14 protein-coding genes and 2 pseudogenes are annotated in these 18,268 nt (G+C 70.8%); 8 read left to right on the top strand and 8 right to left on the bottom strand.

Features of this window, described 5'->3' with window-relative positions; translation table 11 throughout:
- Positions 1-177 precede the first annotated feature (177 nt).
- Entirely contained in the window at positions 178-3,279 is a 3,102-nt protein-coding gene (locus AWW66_RS26685) for a beta-L-arabinofuranosidase domain-containing protein (protein ID WP_067371787.1), read from the top strand.
- A gap of 533 nt (positions 3,280-3,812) precedes the next feature.
- The gene (locus AWW66_RS26680; protein ID WP_157527980.1) at positions 3,813-6,410 is read left to right on the top strand and encodes a M64 family metallopeptidase; all 2,598 of its coding nucleotides are present in this window, start codon (positions 3,813-3,815) and stop codon (positions 6,408-6,410) included.
- 69 nt (positions 6,411-6,479) lie between these two features.
- On the opposite strand, the gene AWW66_RS26675 is transcribed toward AWW66_RS26680, so the two are convergent.
- Entirely contained in the window at positions 6,480-8,579 is a 2,100-nt protein-coding gene (locus AWW66_RS26675; protein ID WP_067371780.1) for an NACHT domain-containing protein, read from the bottom strand.
- Positions 8,580-8,805: 226 nt separating this feature from the next.
- Here AWW66_RS26675 and AWW66_RS26670 point away from each other — a divergent pair, with 226 nt between their 5' ends.
- Positions 8,806-9,135 (top strand): putative quinol monooxygenase, encoded by a 330-nt coding sequence (locus AWW66_RS26670; RefSeq protein WP_067371777.1) that lies wholly within the window; start codon positions 8,806-8,808, stop codon positions 9,133-9,135.
- 95 nt (positions 9,136-9,230) lie between these two features.
- Here AWW66_RS26670 and AWW66_RS26665 read toward each other — a convergent pair whose 3' ends face one another.
- The 5 genes from AWW66_RS26665 to AWW66_RS26645 form a co-directional block, all read right to left on the bottom strand.
- A complete protein-coding gene (locus tag AWW66_RS26665; protein WP_067371774.1) occupies positions 9,231-11,096 on the bottom strand; it encodes a caspase family protein in 1,866 nt (621 codons plus the stop codon).
- A 23-nt stretch (positions 11,097-11,119) separates the two neighbouring features.
- Complete coding sequence (locus tag AWW66_RS34635; RefSeq protein ID WP_169807181.1) at positions 11,120-11,533, bottom strand: effector-associated constant component EACC1; 414 nt, start codon at positions 11,531-11,533, stop codon at positions 11,120-11,122.
- A gap of 234 nt (positions 11,534-11,767) precedes the next feature.
- Positions 11,768-13,342, bottom strand: coding sequence for a PQQ-dependent sugar dehydrogenase (locus AWW66_RS26655; protein WP_083979001.1), 1,575 nt, complete (start codon positions 13,340-13,342; stop codon positions 11,768-11,770).
- A gap of 406 nt (positions 13,343-13,748) precedes the next feature.
- The gene (locus AWW66_RS26650) at positions 13,749-13,949 is read right to left on the bottom strand and encodes a DUF397 domain-containing protein (RefSeq protein ID WP_067371769.1); all 201 of its coding nucleotides are present in this window, start codon (positions 13,947-13,949) and stop codon (positions 13,749-13,751) included.
- Positions 13,940-14,740, bottom strand: a complete 801-nt coding sequence (locus tag AWW66_RS26645; protein ID WP_067371766.1) for a helix-turn-helix domain-containing protein — start codon at positions 14,738-14,740, stop codon at positions 13,940-13,942. Before AWW66_RS26645 ends, AWW66_RS26650 begins: the two co-directional genes overlap by 10 nt.
- A gap of 292 nt (positions 14,741-15,032) precedes the next feature.
- Between AWW66_RS26645 and AWW66_RS26640 the strand changes: the two genes are divergently transcribed.
- The 3 genes and pseudogenes from AWW66_RS26640 to AWW66_RS33065 all read left to right on the top strand — a co-directional run.
- A complete protein-coding gene (locus AWW66_RS26640; protein WP_067371763.1) occupies positions 15,033-15,227 on the top strand; it encodes a hypothetical protein in 195 nt (64 codons plus the stop codon).
- Complete coding sequence (locus tag AWW66_RS26635) at positions 15,221-15,466, top strand: hypothetical protein (RefSeq protein WP_067371760.1); 246 nt, start codon at positions 15,221-15,223, stop codon at positions 15,464-15,466. Before AWW66_RS26640 ends, AWW66_RS26635 begins: the two co-directional genes overlap by 7 nt.
- A gap of 5 nt (positions 15,467-15,471) precedes the next feature.
- Positions 15,472-15,696 (top strand): annotated as a pseudogene (locus AWW66_RS33065) (hypothetical protein); the annotation flags it as partial.
- Positions 15,697-15,762: 66 nt separating this feature from the next.
- On the opposite strand, the gene AWW66_RS26630 reads toward AWW66_RS33065, so the two are convergent.
- On the bottom strand, positions 15,763-16,341 hold the full coding sequence (locus AWW66_RS26630) for a DUF1707 SHOCT-like domain-containing protein (RefSeq protein ID WP_067371757.1): 579 nt from the start codon (positions 16,339-16,341) through the stop codon (positions 15,763-15,765).
- Positions 16,342-16,562: 221 nt separating this feature from the next.
- Between AWW66_RS26630 and AWW66_RS26625 the strand changes: the two genes are divergently transcribed.
- Together AWW66_RS26625 and AWW66_RS26620 are read left to right on the top strand one after the other, a co-directional pair.
- The gene (locus tag AWW66_RS26625) at positions 16,563-17,510 is read left to right on the top strand and encodes an MBL fold metallo-hydrolase (protein WP_169807180.1); all 948 of its coding nucleotides are present in this window, start codon (positions 16,563-16,565) and stop codon (positions 17,508-17,510) included.
- Between the two features lie 69 nt (positions 17,511-17,579).
- On the top strand, positions 17,580-18,008 hold the full coding sequence (locus tag AWW66_RS26620; protein ID WP_067371754.1) for a hypothetical protein: 429 nt from the start codon (positions 17,580-17,582) through the stop codon (positions 18,006-18,008).
- Positions 18,009-18,078: 70 nt separating this feature from the next.
- Here the strand turns inward: AWW66_RS26620 and AWW66_RS34630 are convergent.
- Positions 18,079-18,268 (bottom strand): annotated as a pseudogene (locus tag AWW66_RS34630) (nitroreductase family protein); the annotation flags it as partial.

Here is an 18,268-nt window from a genome sequence, read left to right as displayed (position 1 = left end):
CGCAGGCCGACCACGCCCCTGCGGGCCGGTCGACCGCAGGGGCGTCGCCTCCGCCCGGAAAGCCGCCGGACCACCCGGGCCGAATGCCAGGCCCGCCCCACGGGGCCTGGCCCCCCATATCCCGAGCCGCAGGCCGACCGAGTGGTCGGCCGGTATCCACCTGGAAGGACGAACCCCGTGGCCCTGCCCGACGACCTTTCCGCCAGCCGCCGTCAGATTCTCCAGGCCTCCGCCATCGGTGTGGGCGCGGTGGCCACCGCGACCGTGCTCCCGGCGACCGTCGCCCAGGCGGCCCCGCCGCCGGCCGGGGCCGCGACCGGGTCGACCGCACGCGGCGCGGCCCCGCCCGATCCCGGCCCCGGCGGCACCGCCCCGGTCCGGCCGTTCCCGCTGCGCGACGTGCGGCTGGGCACCGGGTTGTTCCAGGAGAAGCGCGACCGCATCAAGGACTACCTGCGCCAGTACGACGAGCGGCGCTTCCTCGTGCTGTTCAACAACCAGGCCGGTCGGCCGAACCCGCCGGGGGTCGCGGTGCCCGGCGGCTGGGAGGACGGCGGGCTGCTCAGCGGCCACTGGGCCGGTCACTTCATGACCGCCCTGGCCCAGTCCTACGCCGACCAGGGCGAGGCGATCTTCAAGACCAAACTCGACCGGATGGTCGAGGAACTCGCCGCCTGCCAGGCCGCGATCACCGCGCGGATGGGCGACGGCGACCCGGGCGGTGAGGAGCCGCAGGAGCCGCAGATCGGTCGGGTCCCCGGCCGCTTCGGCAGCGGGCTGCGCCTCAACGGTCCCAGCCGGGCGCAGCACGTCGCCCTGCCGCAGGAGGCGATCAGCCAACTCGCCGACTTCACCATCGCCACCTGGGTCAACCTCGCCTCCGCCCAGAGCTGGAGCCGGCTGTTCGACTTCGGGCAGAACACCACGGTCAACATGTTCCTGACCCCCCGCGCCGGGGTCACCGGCACCGTGCCGAGGTTCGCGATCACGGTCAGCGGGGGCGGCGGTGAGCAACGGATCGACGGCAGCACCGCGCTCCCGACCAACCAGTGGGTGCACCTGGCCGTCACGCTCTCCCAGCAGACCGGAACGCTGTACGTGAACGGCCAGCAGGCCGGCCAGAACACCGCCATGACCCTCAACCCCTCGCACCTCGGCAACCCCGGGAACCGGTGGATCGGCCGGTCGCAGTACGGCGACCCGTACCTGGACGCGACGGTCGACGAGTTCCACATCTTCGACCGGGCCCTGAGCCCGCAGGAGATCCAGTCTCTCCAGGACTCGGCGGCCGGCAGCACCGGCGGCGGCTCGATCGCCTGGTACCGGTTCGAGGAGGAGGGCGGCACCACGATCCGCGACGCCTCGCCCAACGGCCGCGACGGCGGCATCGTGGCGAGCCAGGACGGCGGGGCGGCGCTCTGGATCCCGACCCACCCCGGCTACCTGGGCGCGATCCCGGAGGACGCGGTGCTGCGCCTCGGCCCGCCGAGGTGGGCCGTCTACGGCAGCAACGCGGCCACGAACACCTGGGCGCCCTGGTACACCCAACACAAGATCATGCGTGGCCTGCTCGACGCGTACTACCACACCGACAACCAACAGGCCCTCGACGTGGTCGTCAGGATGGCCGACTGGGCCCACCTCGCGCTGACCCTCGGCGACACGAACCACCCCGACTACCCGGGCCCGCTGACCCGGGCCGACCTGAACTACATGTGGGACCTCTACATCGCCGGGGAGACCGGCGGCGCCAACGAGGTGTTCCCCGAGATCCACCAGCTCACCGGGGACGCGAAGCACCTGCGGACCGCCACGTTCTTCGACAACCGGCAGTCGCTCTTCGACGCCTGCGTCGAGAACCGCGACATCCTGGTCACCACCCCGGCCACCAACCCCGGCCCCCGCCGCCCGGACCGGCTGCACGCCAACTCGCACGTGCCGCAGTTCGTCGGCTACCTGCGCGTCTACGAACAGAACGGGGAGCGCGAGTACTTCCAGGCCGCGAAGAACCTCTTCGGCATGGTCGTGCCGCACCGGACGTACGCCAACGGCGGGACGGGCGGCAACTACCCGGGCTCCAACAACAACATCGAGCTGTTCCAGAACCGGGGCAACATCGCCAACTCGATCGCCCAGGGCGGCGCGGAGACCTGCACCACGTACAACCTGATCAAGCTGGCGCGCAACCTGTTCCTCCACGAGCAGGACCCCGCCTACCTGGACTACTACGAGCGCGGCCTGCTCAACCAGATCCTCGGTTCGCGGGCCGACACCGCGAACGTCAACAACCCGCAGGTCACCTACTTCCAGCCGTTGACCCCGGGGGCCGCCCGGGGCTACGGCAACACCGGCACCTGCTGCGGCGGCACCGGCGTGGAGAACCACACCAAGTACCAGGAGACGATCTACTTCAAGTCGGCCGACGGCTCGGCGCTCTGGGTCAACCTGTACGCCCCGTCGACGCTGACCTGGGCCGAGAAGGGTCTCGTCGTCACCCAGGAGACGGCCTTCCCGCGCGACGACCGGGTCACGCTGACCGTGACCGGCAAGGGTCAGCTCGACATCAACCTGCGGGTGCCGGGCTGGGCGCGGGCGGGCTTCCAGATCACCATCAACGGGGTCGTCCGCAAGGGCAACCCCAAGCCCGGAACGTACGTGACCCTGCGCCGGATGTGGAAGACCGGCGACACCGTCGAGCTGCGGATGCCGTTCAGCGTCCGGATCGAGCGGGCCCCCGACCGGCCCGACACGCAGGCGGTCTTCTGGGGCCCCGTCCTCCTGCAGATCCTGGGCAACCCGGGCGGCGGCAGCTACCGCGAGCTGTCCCTGTACCGCCACCTGAAGCGCGACGGCGACTACGGCCGCTCGGCGATCACCCACGCGGGCACCACGGCGGCGGGCGACCTGCTCTTCACCGCGAACGGCTTCACCCTGCGGCCGTACTACATCGGCGACACCCAGGCCGCCTCGTCGTACTTCCGGCGGGTCGAACCGACGGTCGTCTTCGGCTCGGTCGACACCGGGGTGCCCAACCGCAAGCGCGACGACGGGCTGCCGCACTACGACGTACCCGTGGAGGGTGTCCCCTCGCCGGGCAGCGACGGACCGACCTTCCTCGACCTCGTGTGGGACGAGGCGCCCTTCCCGAACCACGGCCGGTTCGTGCAGACGGTGACCCGGATCGCCCGGTCCTTCGTTCAGGCCGGCGTCTTCAACCGCGACGAGCGGACGGCCATCGTGGAGGCCGCGGCACGCTCGGAGGCGGAACTCACGCCGTAGGCTCGGCGATCGTTGCGACGTTGGACGATCAGGTCCCGCCGAAGTTCCGTCAGGTGTCGGGTGCCCCCGCGCTGAGCTGCCGGTTACGGTCGGGTGACCACAGCGGGGGTCGTGAATACCTCCACCGCAGCCGGCTCGGGTCGCCGGCTGTGCTGGTGGCGATCCGCCGTCGTCCGGCCGGCCCGGACGACGACGGACGGGGGACTCAGGACGGTGCGACCGATGGCCACCGGCATCCGGTGGTCGGCACCACGGCCAGGTCGTCACGCGACAGACGCTCGACGGTCTGACCATACCGGGAGTTCGTGACCGACCGAGGTGGATCCACTGTGCCGGCGCCCGGCGGATCGGGCGCCGGCACCAGACGCAGGAGCGTGGGAGCGTCCACGGCGCCCCGCCGTACCACCGTGGGCGGCCGGTGCGACCGCGGACGTGTCCCGGTCAGATGTTGCTGGTGCTGCCGCTCGACGCCGGCGCGGCCCTGGGGCGGCCGGTGGAGAGGTGCGGCGGATGGGAAGTGAGGTGAGCAGTCAGTGAAAGTCAAGGTCGCGATTCTCGCGGCGGCAACCATGGTCGCCGGTCTGCTGAGTGTGACCGCCGGTCCGGCGACCGGCGCCACGGCGGACGGCACGCCGCTGCCGTTGCCCGACCCGAAGGTGCACTCGATCCAGGTCACCGGCCCACCGGCCGAGCGGCTGAACCTGATCCTGCTGGGTGACGGCTACCAGTGGGACCAGCAGAAGCTGTTCCTGGAGGACGTGGACCGCAACCTGGCGGTCATGTGGGCCACCGAGCCGTTCCGGACCTACCGCAACTACATGAACGTGTACGCGGTGGAGATCGCCTCGATCGACCACGGCGTCCGGTGCGACCCGGACGGCCGGGTACGCCACCCGGACGGCGCGGTCCGCGACACCGGTGAGCGGGAAGGCCCGATCAACACCAAGAACACCGCCCTGCGGATGATCTACCAGGACGGCTGCAACGACCCGCTGTCCCGGGGCACCGTCTACGGTGGCGCGCCGGTGGACTGCGCGAGCTACGCCGCCTACTACCCGGCCGGGGTCAACCCCTGCGAGACCGGCAACCAGGCGCACAACCGGATCATCGACACCTACGTGGCGCCGGTGCTGGGCATCCCGCGCACCTCGCAGAACGTGCAGACCCTGGCGATCTTCAACACGTTCACGTACGGCGGCATCGGCGGTACGAACGCGACGACCTCCGGCGGCTCCCCGCAGGGTCCGCTGATCTCGCTGCACGAGATCGGCCACTCGCTCGGCACGCTCGTCGACGAGTACCCGTACTCCTCCCGGGACGTGGTGCGTCCCTGCTACACCGGCAACGAGCCGAGCAGCTTCCACCACACCATCCGCAGCGCCGGGCAGTTGGTCGCCGACGAGCACAAGTGGTGGCGGTGGGTCGGCGAGGAGAGCCTCTCCGGCGGCACCATCGGCGCGCACGAGGGCGGCGGCATGTACCCCTGCGGCCAGCGCCGGCCGAGCGAGCACTCGATGATGCGCTGGATCGGCTTCGACTTCGACCAGATCGGCCTGGAGCATATGGTCGCCCGGGTGACCGGGATGCGGAACTCGGGCCAGATGAACGTCCGGCACACCCCGCTGGGCACCGTGGCCTCCGACAGCGTGCTGTGGGTCGAGACCGGCCAGCCGCGCCACCACGAGCTGCGGGTCACCTGGCGGGTCGGCGGCCCGGAGGGCACCGTGCTCGACACCCACAACAGCCGTGACCTGGACCTCGGCGCGCTCGACCTGCCCGCCGGGACCGTGGTGCACGTCGAGGTGCGGGACCCGGTCGGCCCGGACGGCATCGACTGGGTCCGCAACCCGTCGACCAGCAACACGGCCACCAACTCGGGGTACAACGGCCCCCGGTTCGTGCAGACCCGGCAGTGGACGGTGGGGGAGACGACGGCGACCCCGTCGGCGCCCGAGGCGACCATCACCGGCGCCACGATGAACACCCAGCCGGTCGCCGGCGACGAGATCGTCTACGTCCGGACCAACCACCCGTCCGACCGCGCCGTCCAGGTGACCTGGTCGCTCAACGGGACCACGGTGGCCAACCCGCACAACAGCCGTAACCTGGACCTCGGCGCGCTCAAGCTGGCGCCGGGCACCCACACGCTGGTCGCGACGGTGACCGACCCGGCCGACCCGGGCGGCGTCTCCGACCGGATGGAGTGGACCGTCGACAACGCGCTGCCGACCGCGCCGCGCACCCTGTCCAAGCCGCTGACCACGCTCGCCGGCGGCGGCGAGCACCCGGTGTACTTCGACGGCTGGGACATGTGGCTGGACCCGACCGACGACCAGACCGGGTACGACGAGAGCCGCTACGTCGTGGGTCAGCTCCGGCTGAACAAGCAGGGCTGGTACAACTACTTCGGCTTCCCCGAGAAGCCGATGCCCGACTCCCCGTTCGAGTTCCGGCACTCCGGCACCGACGTGAAGGCGCTGACGTACGGCAACCTCGGCACCGGTGGCCTCTCCAAGGCCGCGTTCGAGCAGCACCTGCCGGACGACCACCCCAGCGGCGGGTTCGTGCCGGGTTTCGGCACCCACCTGGTGGAGCACCGGGCCATCGACGCCGCCGGCAACGTCGGCACGCCGAGCGCCTACCGGGCCACCGTGCTGCCGGGCTCGTCGCCGGACTGCACCCGGACGCTGACCGGCGCGCAGCGTGGGCTGGAGGTCACCTCGGGGGTGACCTGCCTGACGGGTGCCCAGATCAACGGTGGGGTCACCGTGCGCCCCGGCGCCTCGCTGGTCGTCACCGACAGCGTGGTCAACGGTGGGCTGACGGCGACCGGCGCCGAGGCGGTGCAGGTGTTCGGCAGCATCATGAACAGCCCCACCCGGATCACCGGCACCAGCCGGGACGTGACGATCGCCGGCAGCACCTTCAACGGCGGCCTCACCCTGACCGACAACGTCCAGGTGACCGCCAACGAGCGGTTCAGCCGGCTGGCCGGCGAGTACGGCCCGGTCCTGGTCGGCAACCGGGTCAACGGGACGGTGAGCTGCACCGGCAACAGCGCGGCGGCCAAGGACTTCGGCGCGCCGAACACGGTCACCGGAGCCAAGCGCGGTGACTGCGCCGCGCTGTAGGGCGCGGTCGCGGTAGCAAAGACACGTGGTGGGGGTCGGGTTGCCGGCCCCCACCACGGCCCGTTCGCCTCACACCGGGTCCGTCGGCCGGGCGGGACACGGGCAGGCCTGTGCGAGGCGGTGCTGGAGCATCGCGTGCCGGAACTGGTACACCGGACCGTTCTGCCGGAGCAGGCCGAGCTGGTGTGCGTACTCCAGGAAGCGCATGAGTCTCAGCGGGCTCCTGCCGCGCCGGGCCAGGATGACGGTCATGCTCAGATAGACCGAGCTGGCCACCTTCGGAGGCGCGCCGACGATCAGGGCGACCATGAACGCCGTGGCCAGCGCAAAGACGACGTACGGCGCGGCGCCGCCCATGACCGTCGCCGTCAGTGCCGCGACGGTGCCTCCGACGAGTACGAAGACCATGGTGCGCACCAGTGCGAGTTGGAGGTCACCCCGCAGGACGCTGGCGGGGCTCTGCACGCGGTAGTCCGTCACCGGCGTCGCGACCCAGACCATGAATCCGTACACCAGCCCGAACGCCGTGCCGATGATCGTTGGGCCGACGGCCCCGACCTCGACTCCGGTGATCGTGAGCAGGACACCGACGGCTACGCCGATGGCCAGCCAGGTCACCGTCGCGTACCCGACGGTGCGCAGCAACGAACTGACCCGTTCCGGCCGCAGCCGTAGGTCCGCGTAGGCGGGCGTCGCCGTGGTGTCGGCAGCAAGACCGAACGCCAGCCCGACCATGAATCCGCCGACGAGTCCCGTCGTGGCGGCCAGCCTCGGCACGTCGAGCGCCAACCCGACGAGACCTGCCGTCGCGCCGGACAGCAGCGCGAAGACCAGACCGAGGGCGGCGCCCGTGACAGCCCGGTGCACCGGGCGCACGGTCACCGACTGGCGCAACTGCCACCAGGCGAGATCCCGGCTTCCCGTCCGGTCGAGGTGGCAGGCCAGGAAGGAGAGCCAGCGTTGGGCGTCCTCGGGGCGCCACATCCGACGGGACGACGTGGCCGGTATCCCCGGCCGACCGGCGGAGACGAGCGTGGTGGTGAGATGGTCGAGCAGGTAACCGGTGATCGCGCCCGGGTTCGGAAACGTCGTCCGGTTGCGGAGCGTTCGTGGATCGTTGTCGGAGTCGATGTAGATCTTGCGCAGCAGCCAGAGATTGAGCGGCGTCGCGAGTGCCACCGCCAGCGGGGTGGGCCGGCCGGTGGCGAGTTCCTGGAGCACCTCCGACCACACGTGTCGCCGGCCGTGCTGGCTGCGCAGCAAACTCGTCAGGTAGGCGACGACGTCCGCTGGTCTGGGCGGCAGCGGCACGATGACCGCTCCGCCGCGTACCCCCGCGCCGAGGGCGAGCGTCGCCTCGTACTCGGCGGTACGGCAGGTCACCACGACCGCGTCGTCTCGGGTGGTCACCGCGTTGATCTCGCTGATGGCGGCGGGGCGTAGCGAGTCCGGCATCTCGTCGAGTCCGTCGAGTATCGGGAGGATCCTGCGGTCGGTCACCAGCGCGCGGGGTGCGTCCGTGCCGAACTCGGCAGCCCGCAACATGGGGTAGTCCGTGGCCAATCGCCGGGCCAGCCAGTCGTGCAAGGACTCCTCCGTCGCCCGCCATCCGGACAGGGAGAACAACACGGGGACTTGGCTGGTCGCATCGTTGTCTTTGAGGAGTTCACGCAGCAGCAGAGAGGCGAGTGTCGTCTTGCCCATCCCCGGCTCACCCAGGATCACCAGGCGTGGGGGATCGAGCTTCCGGAAAGCGTCGACCATCACTGCGATGTCGTCGGTGCGTCCCTCGAACCGGCGTCTGCCGATCCTCAGCAGGGACCGCATGAAGTCGGGGCGGCTCTGGCTGCTCACCCGTTCCCTGCGGTCGAACTCGACGAGCCGCCACCGCACGGCCAGGGGCATCGGGTCATCGAGTTGTCGGAGCACGATCTCGTTGCGCCATTGCCGCAGCACCGCCGTGGCCAGGGCGCGTTGTGCCCGGTCGGACTGGTCGGGGGTGGTGCCCGTCGTCCTCCCTCCAGCCCGCCACCAGGCGGCCAGTGGAACCAGGGCGAGCACCAGGGAGAAGAGTTGCGCCCAGTCCGCTGCGCGTTCCAGATCGTGTATCTGGACATAGGCGAGTCCGATGCCGGTCGCAGCGACCAGGATACATACTGTGAATGCCACATGTCTTGCTCTTCGCACCGCCTGATGCTGCTAAATCGGCGTCACGGTGACAAGACCGGAAAGCTGACACCCAGCCTGATCAGGGCCAATACATGCCCGACAGGGGTGCCCGCCGAAAAGATGATGGTGTCCCGTGCCTCGGCGGCATCAGAGACCCGGCCGTTCATCGGGATTCCTGTCCGGGCCACACTGGCAACGTACCGAAACCGACACCAGGAGCCTTCCGATGATCTTCATTACCGCCAAGTTCCGGGTCCGCCCCGAGGACGCGGACCGCTGGCCCGAGATCAGCCGAACCTTCACCGAGGCGACCCGCGCCGAGCCCGGCTGCCTGTGGTTCGACTGGTCCCGCAGCCTCGACGACCCGACCGAGTACGTCCTGGTCGAGGCGTTCCGGGACGCGGAGGCGGGCGCGGCGCACGTGCAGTCCGCGCACTTCAAGGCCGCCCAGCGGGACCTGCCGCCGCACCTGGTCGCCACGCCGCGCATCGTCAACACCGTGCTCCCGCAGGACGACTGGTCCGAGCTCGGCGAGATGGCCGTGGACAGGTCCTGACGTTCGTCGCCGAGACCCGACCGAGTCGATGCCCGCTGGAGCGGCCGTCGGCTCGGCCACTCGGGCCCGCTGTCTCTCGATGACGCGAGCCATCGTCAGTGAACCTCCCAGTGCTCGTCGTACCACCATGCCGGGTGGCCGTCTTTCCTGGTGGGAAGCGCGCCCTTCGGGTTCGGTTCGGCGACTATCTGAAAGGTGGGCCCCGCGAAGTACCCGATGGCCTGCGTCACCTCGTCGCGGCCGTGCGGGAAATGTCGGATGTCGGCGATCGGGAAGCCATCGAGGTCGGGCGAGTGGATGAACTCACGGGGCTTTTCCGCCTCGGGGTAGTCCCGCTTGAAGGCGATCGCCAGGACGTGTCCGTCGATGAAGATCCGATCCAGGTGATGCCACGACAGGGCGCGCCGGCCGGACCTGGTGTGGATGGTGATGCCGTTCCGTGTCAATTCCAGGGCCAGTGGGCGTGTGACCAGTGCGACATGTCCGCGCAGGCAGTCCCAGAGCCGGGCTCCCGTCAGGCAGACGACCCCCATGAAGGCGACGGTCACGAGAAATTGGCCCGGAATGAACCTGTTCGCCGGGTAGGTTGCAGCGTGGAACGTCCCGAAGAGCGCTGCGGTTGCGGTGACCGGCAGCCACCAGAACGTGCTTTCGTGAGGATTGCTGGCAAATCTCTTCGTGAGGAACGAGCCGTACCACGCGCTCGCGGTGACGAGTACGGCAACCGCCATGGCGAGTCCGGGGGACTCGACCCACCGGACCAGCTGTATGGCCGAGAGCATGGCCGGTGTCCCCAGCAGGAGGATGGCGAATACGAACTGCATTCTCTCGTCTCGCTGGTAGCCGTGCCGCCGGTTCCGGAGGGCGGCGGCTGCCAGCACGAGGCCGGTGATCGGTCCGGCCAGGTCGAGGACGTCGTGGCGCAGCCAAGGGGAGAACGCCCACTGGCTCCACGGCAGTTCTCCGGTCACCGCCTGCCAGACTCCGATGAGTGCTACGTAGCTGGCCAGCCCCAGGACGGCGACGGCGAGCCGTCGCCACTGCGCCGCGAGCAGACGCCGGTGCAGGGGGTGGAACGGTCGCTGTGGTCGACGGAGAACGCTCGGAACCGGTGATGGTGGAGCAAGCTGTGCTGGCTGCCCGAGTGGTGTGTCGCGCGGCGCTGGACCCGCTGGCGCGGTGGCGGATTGATCCGCCCCGGCACCACCCGCGAACTCGACCGCCGGCCGAACGACGAGACCGGCGGCGAGGTTGCTGTTTCGCTGCTCGGGACGGGGACGACCGTTACTGGTCAACTCGGACGCGAGGAGGCGGTAGACGTCGGCGAGCGTCAGGTCGCGGTCGGGTGGGTGGCCGACCGATTCGGGATCTCGCAGCACCCGCAGCAACTCACCGGTGAACGCCGTGAACTCCGCGCCGCTCGGCGCGACGGCGCGAGCGTTCGCAGACGTCGCTGTCAACGTGTAGGCACCCGCGATCCGGCTGCTGTCCGCGATCGCGCTCTCGATACCAGTGGCGGCCATCGCGCCGTCCAACGCCCGGCCCGAGTAGCAGCAGTCGAGGATCAACACCCGGGTGGTGGCGGGGCTCCTGCGCATGACGTCGCGGAGCGTGGCGAACGAGATCGCCGTGTGCGGCAACCGGTCCTGGTCGCTGCTGGTGCCCGACAGGGCGAGAAACAACTCACCTTTGTCGTCGAGGAGTCCGTGGCCCGCGTAGTACACCAGCAGCAGGTCTTCCGCCTCGCGACAGCGGTCGACGATGGCGTCGCCAGCTTCCGTGGGGTCCACGAGGTCGAGCAGTTGATGACAGTTGCGGGCCGCTACCAGATTCACCGGAGGGGCCGCGAGCACTCTCCTCAGTTCGCTGATGTTGGACCTGACCGAGCGAAGGTCACTCAGCTTCTCCGGACCCTCCGCCGGCTGCTGGTGGTACGTCGAGGTGCCGATCAGGAGGGCCACCGACCTATTCGGATCTGGCCGGGTCACCGCTGGTCGGCCTCGGGCCTGCCCTGGCCGTCCTGCAGGGTCCGAATGGTCGCCTCGACGAGCGCTGCCACACGCTGGTTGTCCCGAGCACGACGGACGTCCACCTCGATCGTCAGGCCATCTGGCCGCGACACTCGTACCGTCACGTCCTCGCGCCGCTGCTGAAGCCAGCCGAAGATCGCCTGCACCAATACCGCGAGGACGCCGCCGGTACCGAGGGCCACGACCAGCACGTCGGTGACTCCTGACATCGATTCCGGTGAGGGCACCGAGCCGGGCGCGGAGGCCAGGGTCACCCGCCCTCGAAGCTCGTCCTCGGCTCGCAGCCAGCCGGCGAGGGAGCGTTGGCGGTCGGCGGAAGGGAAGTCAGGGTGTACCCAGATCGTGACCGATGTCAGCGGTGCCGTCACCAGCAAGCCCCTTCCGGCGGCATCAAGCGCGAATCTCTACATGGTGATCGATGCGCGCTGAGGACCGCACGGTCAGAGTCCGCTTAGCGACAGGACTTGTCGGACCGGTGGTGGGGGCGGCCACTTCCGGTGAGATGCCCGGCGGTCGTGACACTGGCCGCCGGGCACCCCCGGATGGCGGGACGGTGACTGCGCCCGCACAGTGCTGTGCGGACGCGCGTCACCCCTACCCGGTCAGGCGCAGGGAGCGCCGTTGAGGGTGAACGCCGTCGGTGCGGGGTTCGCGCCCGAGTGGCTGCCGAGGAAACCGAAGCTCACCGTGCCACCTGGCGCGATGGCGGCGTTCCAGGGGACGTTGCGGGCGGTCACCGCCGTGCCCTGCTGGCTGAACTCCGCGTTCCAGCCGCTGCCGACGCGCTGGTTGCCGGCGTACGTCCAGCCGACCGTCCAGCCGCTGACCGGGGTCGGTCCGGTGCTGGTCAGCGTGACGGTGGCGGTGAAGCCGGTGCCCCACTGGCTGTCCACCCGGTAGCTGACCGTGCAGGTCGCCGGTGGCGCGGTGGTCCCGAACGACACCCGGTGCAACTGGCCGGGCAGGTCGTTGACCAGGTAGATCTCGCCGTCGGCGGTCAGCCCCAGGCTGGTCGGCTGGATGGTCAGCTCACCGAGCTTGCGGCTTTCGTAACCGCCGTCGGCGGTGGGGCGGATCACGAACGCGGTGCCCGAGCAGTAGTCGGTCGCCAGGTAGGTGCCGGCGGCGATGTCGGCGTACCGGGTGCCCCGGTAGACGTGGCCGCCGATGACGGCGCAGCCGTCGACCGAGGTCGGGTAGTGGTACACCGGGTCGACGTACTGTGCCCCGGCCACGCAGCGCTCGGGGTCGAACACCTGCGGCCCCTCCCGGCAGGACCAGCCCAGGTTCGCCCCCTTCTGGTCCGACGCCAGGTGGTTGATCTCCTCGTACGTGCCCTGTCCCACGTCGGCGATCCACAGTGAGCCGTCGGCCCGGTCGAACGAGAAGCGCCAGGGGTTGCGCAGGCCGTATGCCCAGATCTCCGGCCGCGCGCCGGCCGTGCCCACGAACGGGTTGTCCGCCGGGACGCAGTACGGTCGGCCGTCGCAGCCCCGGGAGACGTCCAGCCGCAGGATCTTGCCGAGCAGGGTGCCCAGGTCCTGTCCGGTGTCGAGCGGGTCGTCGGCGCCGCCGCCGTCACCGATGCTCCAGTAGAGGTACCCGTCCGACCCGAAGGCGATCTGGCCGCCGTTGTGGTTGGTGAACTCGGCGTGCGGCTGGCTGAGCAGGATCTCCTCGCGGGCCGCCGGCACCGGGTGCTGCCCGGCGCTGTCGAGCACGAACCGGGAGAGGGTCAGCGCGCCGTCGGGCAGCGCCGTGTAGGCGACGTAGAGGCTCCGGCTGGTGGGAAACGACGGCGCGGTGAGGATGCCGAGCAGCCCGCGCTCGTTGCCGCTGGTGGAGACCCGGCCGCTGAGGTCCAGCAGCGGGTCGGCCGCGAGCCCGGTGTCCTCGTGGTAGACCCGGATGGTGCCGGTCTTCTCGGCGATGAACAGTCTTCCACTGCCGTCGTCCGGCGCGTGGATGGCGGTGGGACGGCGCAGGCCGGAGGCGACCTGGGTGGTGCTGACGGTCAGCCGGTCCAGCGGCACGGCGGCCGGGGTGACGGCGGCCGGGCCGCCCACAGCGGTGCTCTCCGGCGCGGACCGCGCCGGAGACGAGGGCGTCAGGAGCACCCCGGCTGCCACCACGAGCCCGGCGGCGGCTGCCAGTGCGCCCTTACTGCCTACAGGCATGTCGACTCCAATCATTGCTCGGAGTCAATGTCCGTTATTGGCGCATGTCCCTACATCGCTGTCTCGGCAAGCGGGAGTCTGAGCGGTGTCCGTCTCTCGGATCATGGGACGGTGGGCGTCCGGTCTGCCTGATCCGCGGGTGCGGCGGGGGTGGGGCGCCGGCCCACGCCTGGCGGGACGGCGTGTCGCTTTCCGGCGGCGCTATGCCGTTGGCGCGATATACCTGTCAGGCATAAATATACCCGGATGGTATACGGCTCAAATCGATATGGTGCCCGGGGTGCGCCACGTCGGCGTGCGCCGCGAATGCCCCGCTGCGCAGCAACCCCACGCTGGAGCGCTCGCGGCAGGCGGGGAGGCGACAGGGCTCCCGGCGTCGTGCCGGGAGCCCTGTCGCGCTGGTGGTTCAGGCTGCGGGGCCGATCCGCTTCGCCAGGCCCACGAAGCCCCGCCAGGCGGTCGGGTCGAAGGCGAGGGTGCCGCCGTCGCGGTCCTTGGTGTCGCGCACGAGCACGACACCGGCCAGGTTGTCCGCCACCTCCACGCACGATCCGCCGTTGCTGCCCGAGTAGGTCGACTTGCGCCACTTGGCCTTGGTCACGTCCATGTCTGCGCCGCTTCCTTGATCAGATCGAGGGACTGCCTACGAGAGAGGGCTTCACCCCGTACGGCCTCCCATGTGCGCTGGAGGGTAGCAAGGTCGTCGGCCTGATTGACGATCTGCGCTCTCACCTGGTGGTCCAGGTGAGCGACCACCGAGCCGTCACGCAGAGTGGCCGTGATGAAGCCTCCCTGTAGTCCAGGGTAGATTCCGGCCTCCTCGGTCACCACGAGAACCTGTACCTGTGGCAGTTCGGCCATCTTCGCCAGGTGCGACAGTTGCTCCGACATGACTCCGGGCTGCCCGCTCACGGGTCGGCGCAGCACCATCACGTCGATGGCCGCGACCAGTTGCACGGGATGACCGCCGCTGGCCAGGATCGCCTGCCGCCCGAGCCGAGAGGCGACGCGCTGCTCGACCTCGGCCTCAGGCAGGAGGTTGTAGGCCAGCGTCGCCCGTGCGTACGCCTCCGTCTGGAGCAGTCCAGGCACCCAGGCGGGCTCGTACCAGCGGAGCTGTTGCGCCTCGGCCTCGAACTCGATCCACTCCCGCAGCCAGGCGGGAGTCGAGGCGAGGCTGCCCAGGTCGCGCAGCATCCGGGTGAAGCGATCGTCCAACTCGAACTGCGTGTCCACCGCCCTCATGTAGATGTCCGTAGGTGGTCGACCGCCGGTCTCCACCGAGCTGATGTGCGAGGCGGAGTAGCCGATCCGGCGGCCGAACTCCTCCTGGCTGAGCCCGAGCGATGAGCGAAACAGTCTCAGCTCGTTGACCATGTAGCTCGCAGCGCTGCTCATCGATCCCCCACTTTCCGCTCTCTTCTGACGGCGTGTCTGTCGGCCCGCTCGTCACGCTCCGATACGCACCCAGGGTCAGCGAGCGCGTATCGACCGTAGTCCCCGCAGGCCAAGCTGTCACTCACGCGGACCTGGCTCGTGCCGGAGAGTGACCGAGGTGGGTTCTGCGCCGGCGAGAGGGTCGCCTCGGTCCTTCCGGAGCAGGTGACCCTCTCGCCCCTGTCGAGGAGGTGACGTGAATCCAGTCGTGGCAGAGGGTGACGTGCTCACTCTTCACCCTGAGGACTACTGCGTGGGCAGGGACGTGCTCCGCATCCGGGTCACGCACGTGCCCCGGTACGCCAACTGCCTCGCCTCCACCTGGGTCCGCCTCTACGGCGTGGAACTGCGCCCGGACGGCCTCCCGCTACGGGAACGCATCATCCTCGCCCGGGTGCGGGCGCTCGTGGAGCAGCGGGCGCGGGCGGAGGGGCGGCGACCGTGCTGACGGACCATCCGCCGATCCACCCCGGCGGTGCCTGCGCCACCTGTGGGCAGCCCTGGCCCTGCTTCGAGCGGCAGGTCGACTCCATCGTGGATTTCGCCGGCCACCGCCAGGCGCTCGCCGAGCTGATGGCCGACTACCTCCGCATGGGGGTGGCCGAGAGGCGGAGCCGGGGGCTGCCGGACGACCCCGAGATGCCGGCGCGGCACCTCGGTTGGATTGACTGCGTGGTGCACCGGTGAGCCCGGTGCCCCTGAGCTGCGGTGACCTCCTGCACCTCACCCGGGCCGCCAGCGTCCAGTTCGCCGGGCGGCCGATCGTCCTGCGGCTGATCCGGGTGCGCGAGGACTGGGTCACCTACGACGGCTGGGTGTGGCTCGACGGCTACCAGGTGAACGAGCGGGGGGACGCCGTCGAGCGGCGGACCCTCTTCGTGCTGAGGGCGGGGGTGCGGGTGCTGCGTCCGCCGCCCGCCGCGCGGGTCACCGGGCGGCCGGTGGCCCCGCCCGGGGCCGGTCGGGTGGGCGGTACGCGGGCGTCACCACCAGCGCTTGCGCGGGGGCCGGACGGTCACGTCGCCGAAGATCGCGCGGCAGCGCACCTCGATCACCGGGGCGCCCGGGGTGACCGGCCCGTGTAGCTTCGACTTCTTGCTGCCGAAGATCGCGTTGCCGGTGAGCCGGACGTCCGTCCCCTCCGGCACGACGATGGTGACGTTGCCGAAGATCGCCTCGGCGTCGATCCGGGTCACCTGCCGGCGCAGCTCGGTCTGGTGCAGCTCGATCCGGCAGTCACCGAACACGGCGCGGGCCTCGATGTGCTCCGGCACCGGCCAGGCGCCCGTGCGGACCTCGTTGCCGAAGATCGCCACCAGCCGCTCCTGGGCCGGGACGACCGTGCCGGCGACCGGTCGGCCCGGTGCCTCCGGCAGGTCCCGGGTCACCAGCGCCAGCTCGTTGCGGGTCACCGAGGCGTGGGCGCTGCCGACCCGTTCGGTGTACTCGTCGAGGGTGAGCCGGCCCTCGGTCACCGCCCGGCCGAGCAGCTCCACGACCTCTTCGCGCTCCCGGTCCGAGACCCGCAGCCGGCCAGCGTCGTCGTGCCGTTCCCCGTCCATGCCCCCGAGCCTATCGGCGGCCCGCTCGCGCCGGGGACCGCGCTCACCCGCCGAGCCCCAGATCACGCCCGCCGGCCCCTTGATCGCCTACAAAACCTATGGTCATACTAGGTTTATCCGGCCGCGCTGTCGCGCCGGCTCCACCCTCCCCGGCACCCCGCGCCCGGCCTCCGCCGTGCCCCGGCACCCGCACGCCCCGAACGACGGGAGAACGTCGCACCATGAGCACCGACGAGCAGCGCCCCCACGACCCGACGGCGCCCTACTGGGTCGACACCGGCGGCGGCGCGGGCCCGCTGTGGTCGTTCCAGGTGGGGGAGGTCGAGGTCTTCCCGATCCGGGAGGTCGACTACTTTCCGCTGCCGGCGGACTTCTTCCCCCAACTGGAGACCGGGACCTGGACCGAGGGGGCGTTCTACACCCGGGAGCCGTTCACCCACGACGGCCGGATCCGACTCAACCAGGAGGCCCACCTGCTCAGGACGGAGGACCGGCTGATCCTCGTCGACGCCGGGGGCGGCAACGGCAAGCCCCGCAACGGTGGGGTGTTCGACCGGGCCGACCGGCCCTTCCTGGAGCAGTTCGCCCGCGCCGGGGTCTCGCTCGACGACGTCGACACGGTGGTCTTCACCCACCTGCACGTCGACCACGTCGGCTTCGCCACCAGCGCGGACGGCGCCGGGGGCTGGGTGCCGACCTTCCCGAACGCCCGCTACCTGGTGGTGCGCGAGGAGTTCGAGTGGTGGAGCGGCCCCGAGGGCGCGGCGGCGATGCGCCGCACCGGGGACTACCTCGCCGACAGCATCCTGCCGCTGCGCGACGCCGGGGTGCTCGACCTGGTCGAGGCCGACCACGTGCTCGCCCCCGGGATCCACCTCGTGCCGGCCTTCGGCCACACGCCCGGCAACGTGTACCTGGTGGTCGAGTCCGCCGGCCGGCGCGCCCTGTTCGCCGGGGACATGCTGCACCACGGCGTGCAACTGGAACGCCCCGAATGGAGCATCCGGTACTGCGTGGTGCCCGGCGACTCGGCCGACCAGCGCCGCCGGCTGCTCGAACGGGCGGCCGACTCCGGTGACCTGCTGGTGCCGGCCCACTTCCCGTTTCCCGCCGCCGGGTACGTGCACCGGGCCGGGCGGGGCTTCACCTACACCTTCATCGACGTCTGACCGTACGCAAGGATCGGCCCCAGCCCCGGCGCTGACCGGGGCCGTCCGCCGGTCGGTAGCATCCGGCGCATGACCTTCTGGGTGCACTACGTGGTCCCGCCCGGTGCGGCCGGGGACCGGATGCCGGTGCCCCGGGGGGACGAGATCCTTACTTTCGGGCAGACGCTCGACGTCGACGCGGGGGAGCGGACCGTCGAGTTCACCGTCCTCGCGGTCGGGGCCGGGTACCAGATCGGCACGGACCTCGACGGCACCGGCCTGCTGCGCGGCCAGGCCGGGGAGGTCGCCGCCGCGCGGGCGGTGGACGACTGGGTGCTCGGGTGCGCGTCCCGCGCGGTGCGGCTCCACGAACTGCTGCTGCTCCGCTGGTACGAGGTCTGCTCGCCGTCGCACCGGTCGGCGGCCGAGGCGCTGGAGCGGTGGTTGCGGGCGCAGGACCCGGCGGGCGACTACTGGGCCGCGCTCGGCGCCGCGACCGGTCCCCGATCCCGGCGCTGAGCAGGGCGGCCGGTCCGCCGGGTGGGACCGGCAGCGCGGCGTCCGCCACGCTGCCGGCCCGTGCCGTCGGTCACCAGCGCCCGTCGTGCAGCACGCTGGCCAGTGGCGGGCGGGCCGCCGGGCGGAAGCCCTCACCCCGGTACCAGGCCGTCGGGACCAGGGCCGCCTGGTGCACCCCGGCCGGGATGCCGAGCAGCCGGGCCACCTCCGCCTCGCGGCGCAGGTGCGCGGTGGTCCAGACGGTGCCCAGACCCCGGGCC

This window comes from Micromonospora rosaria (genome assembly GCF_001567585.1).
GTDB lineage: Bacteria > Actinomycetota > Actinomycetes > Mycobacteriales > Micromonosporaceae > Micromonospora > Micromonospora rosaria.
Note: the sequence above shows the minus strand (reverse complement) of the source record. Positions and strands in the feature narration are given on the sequence as shown.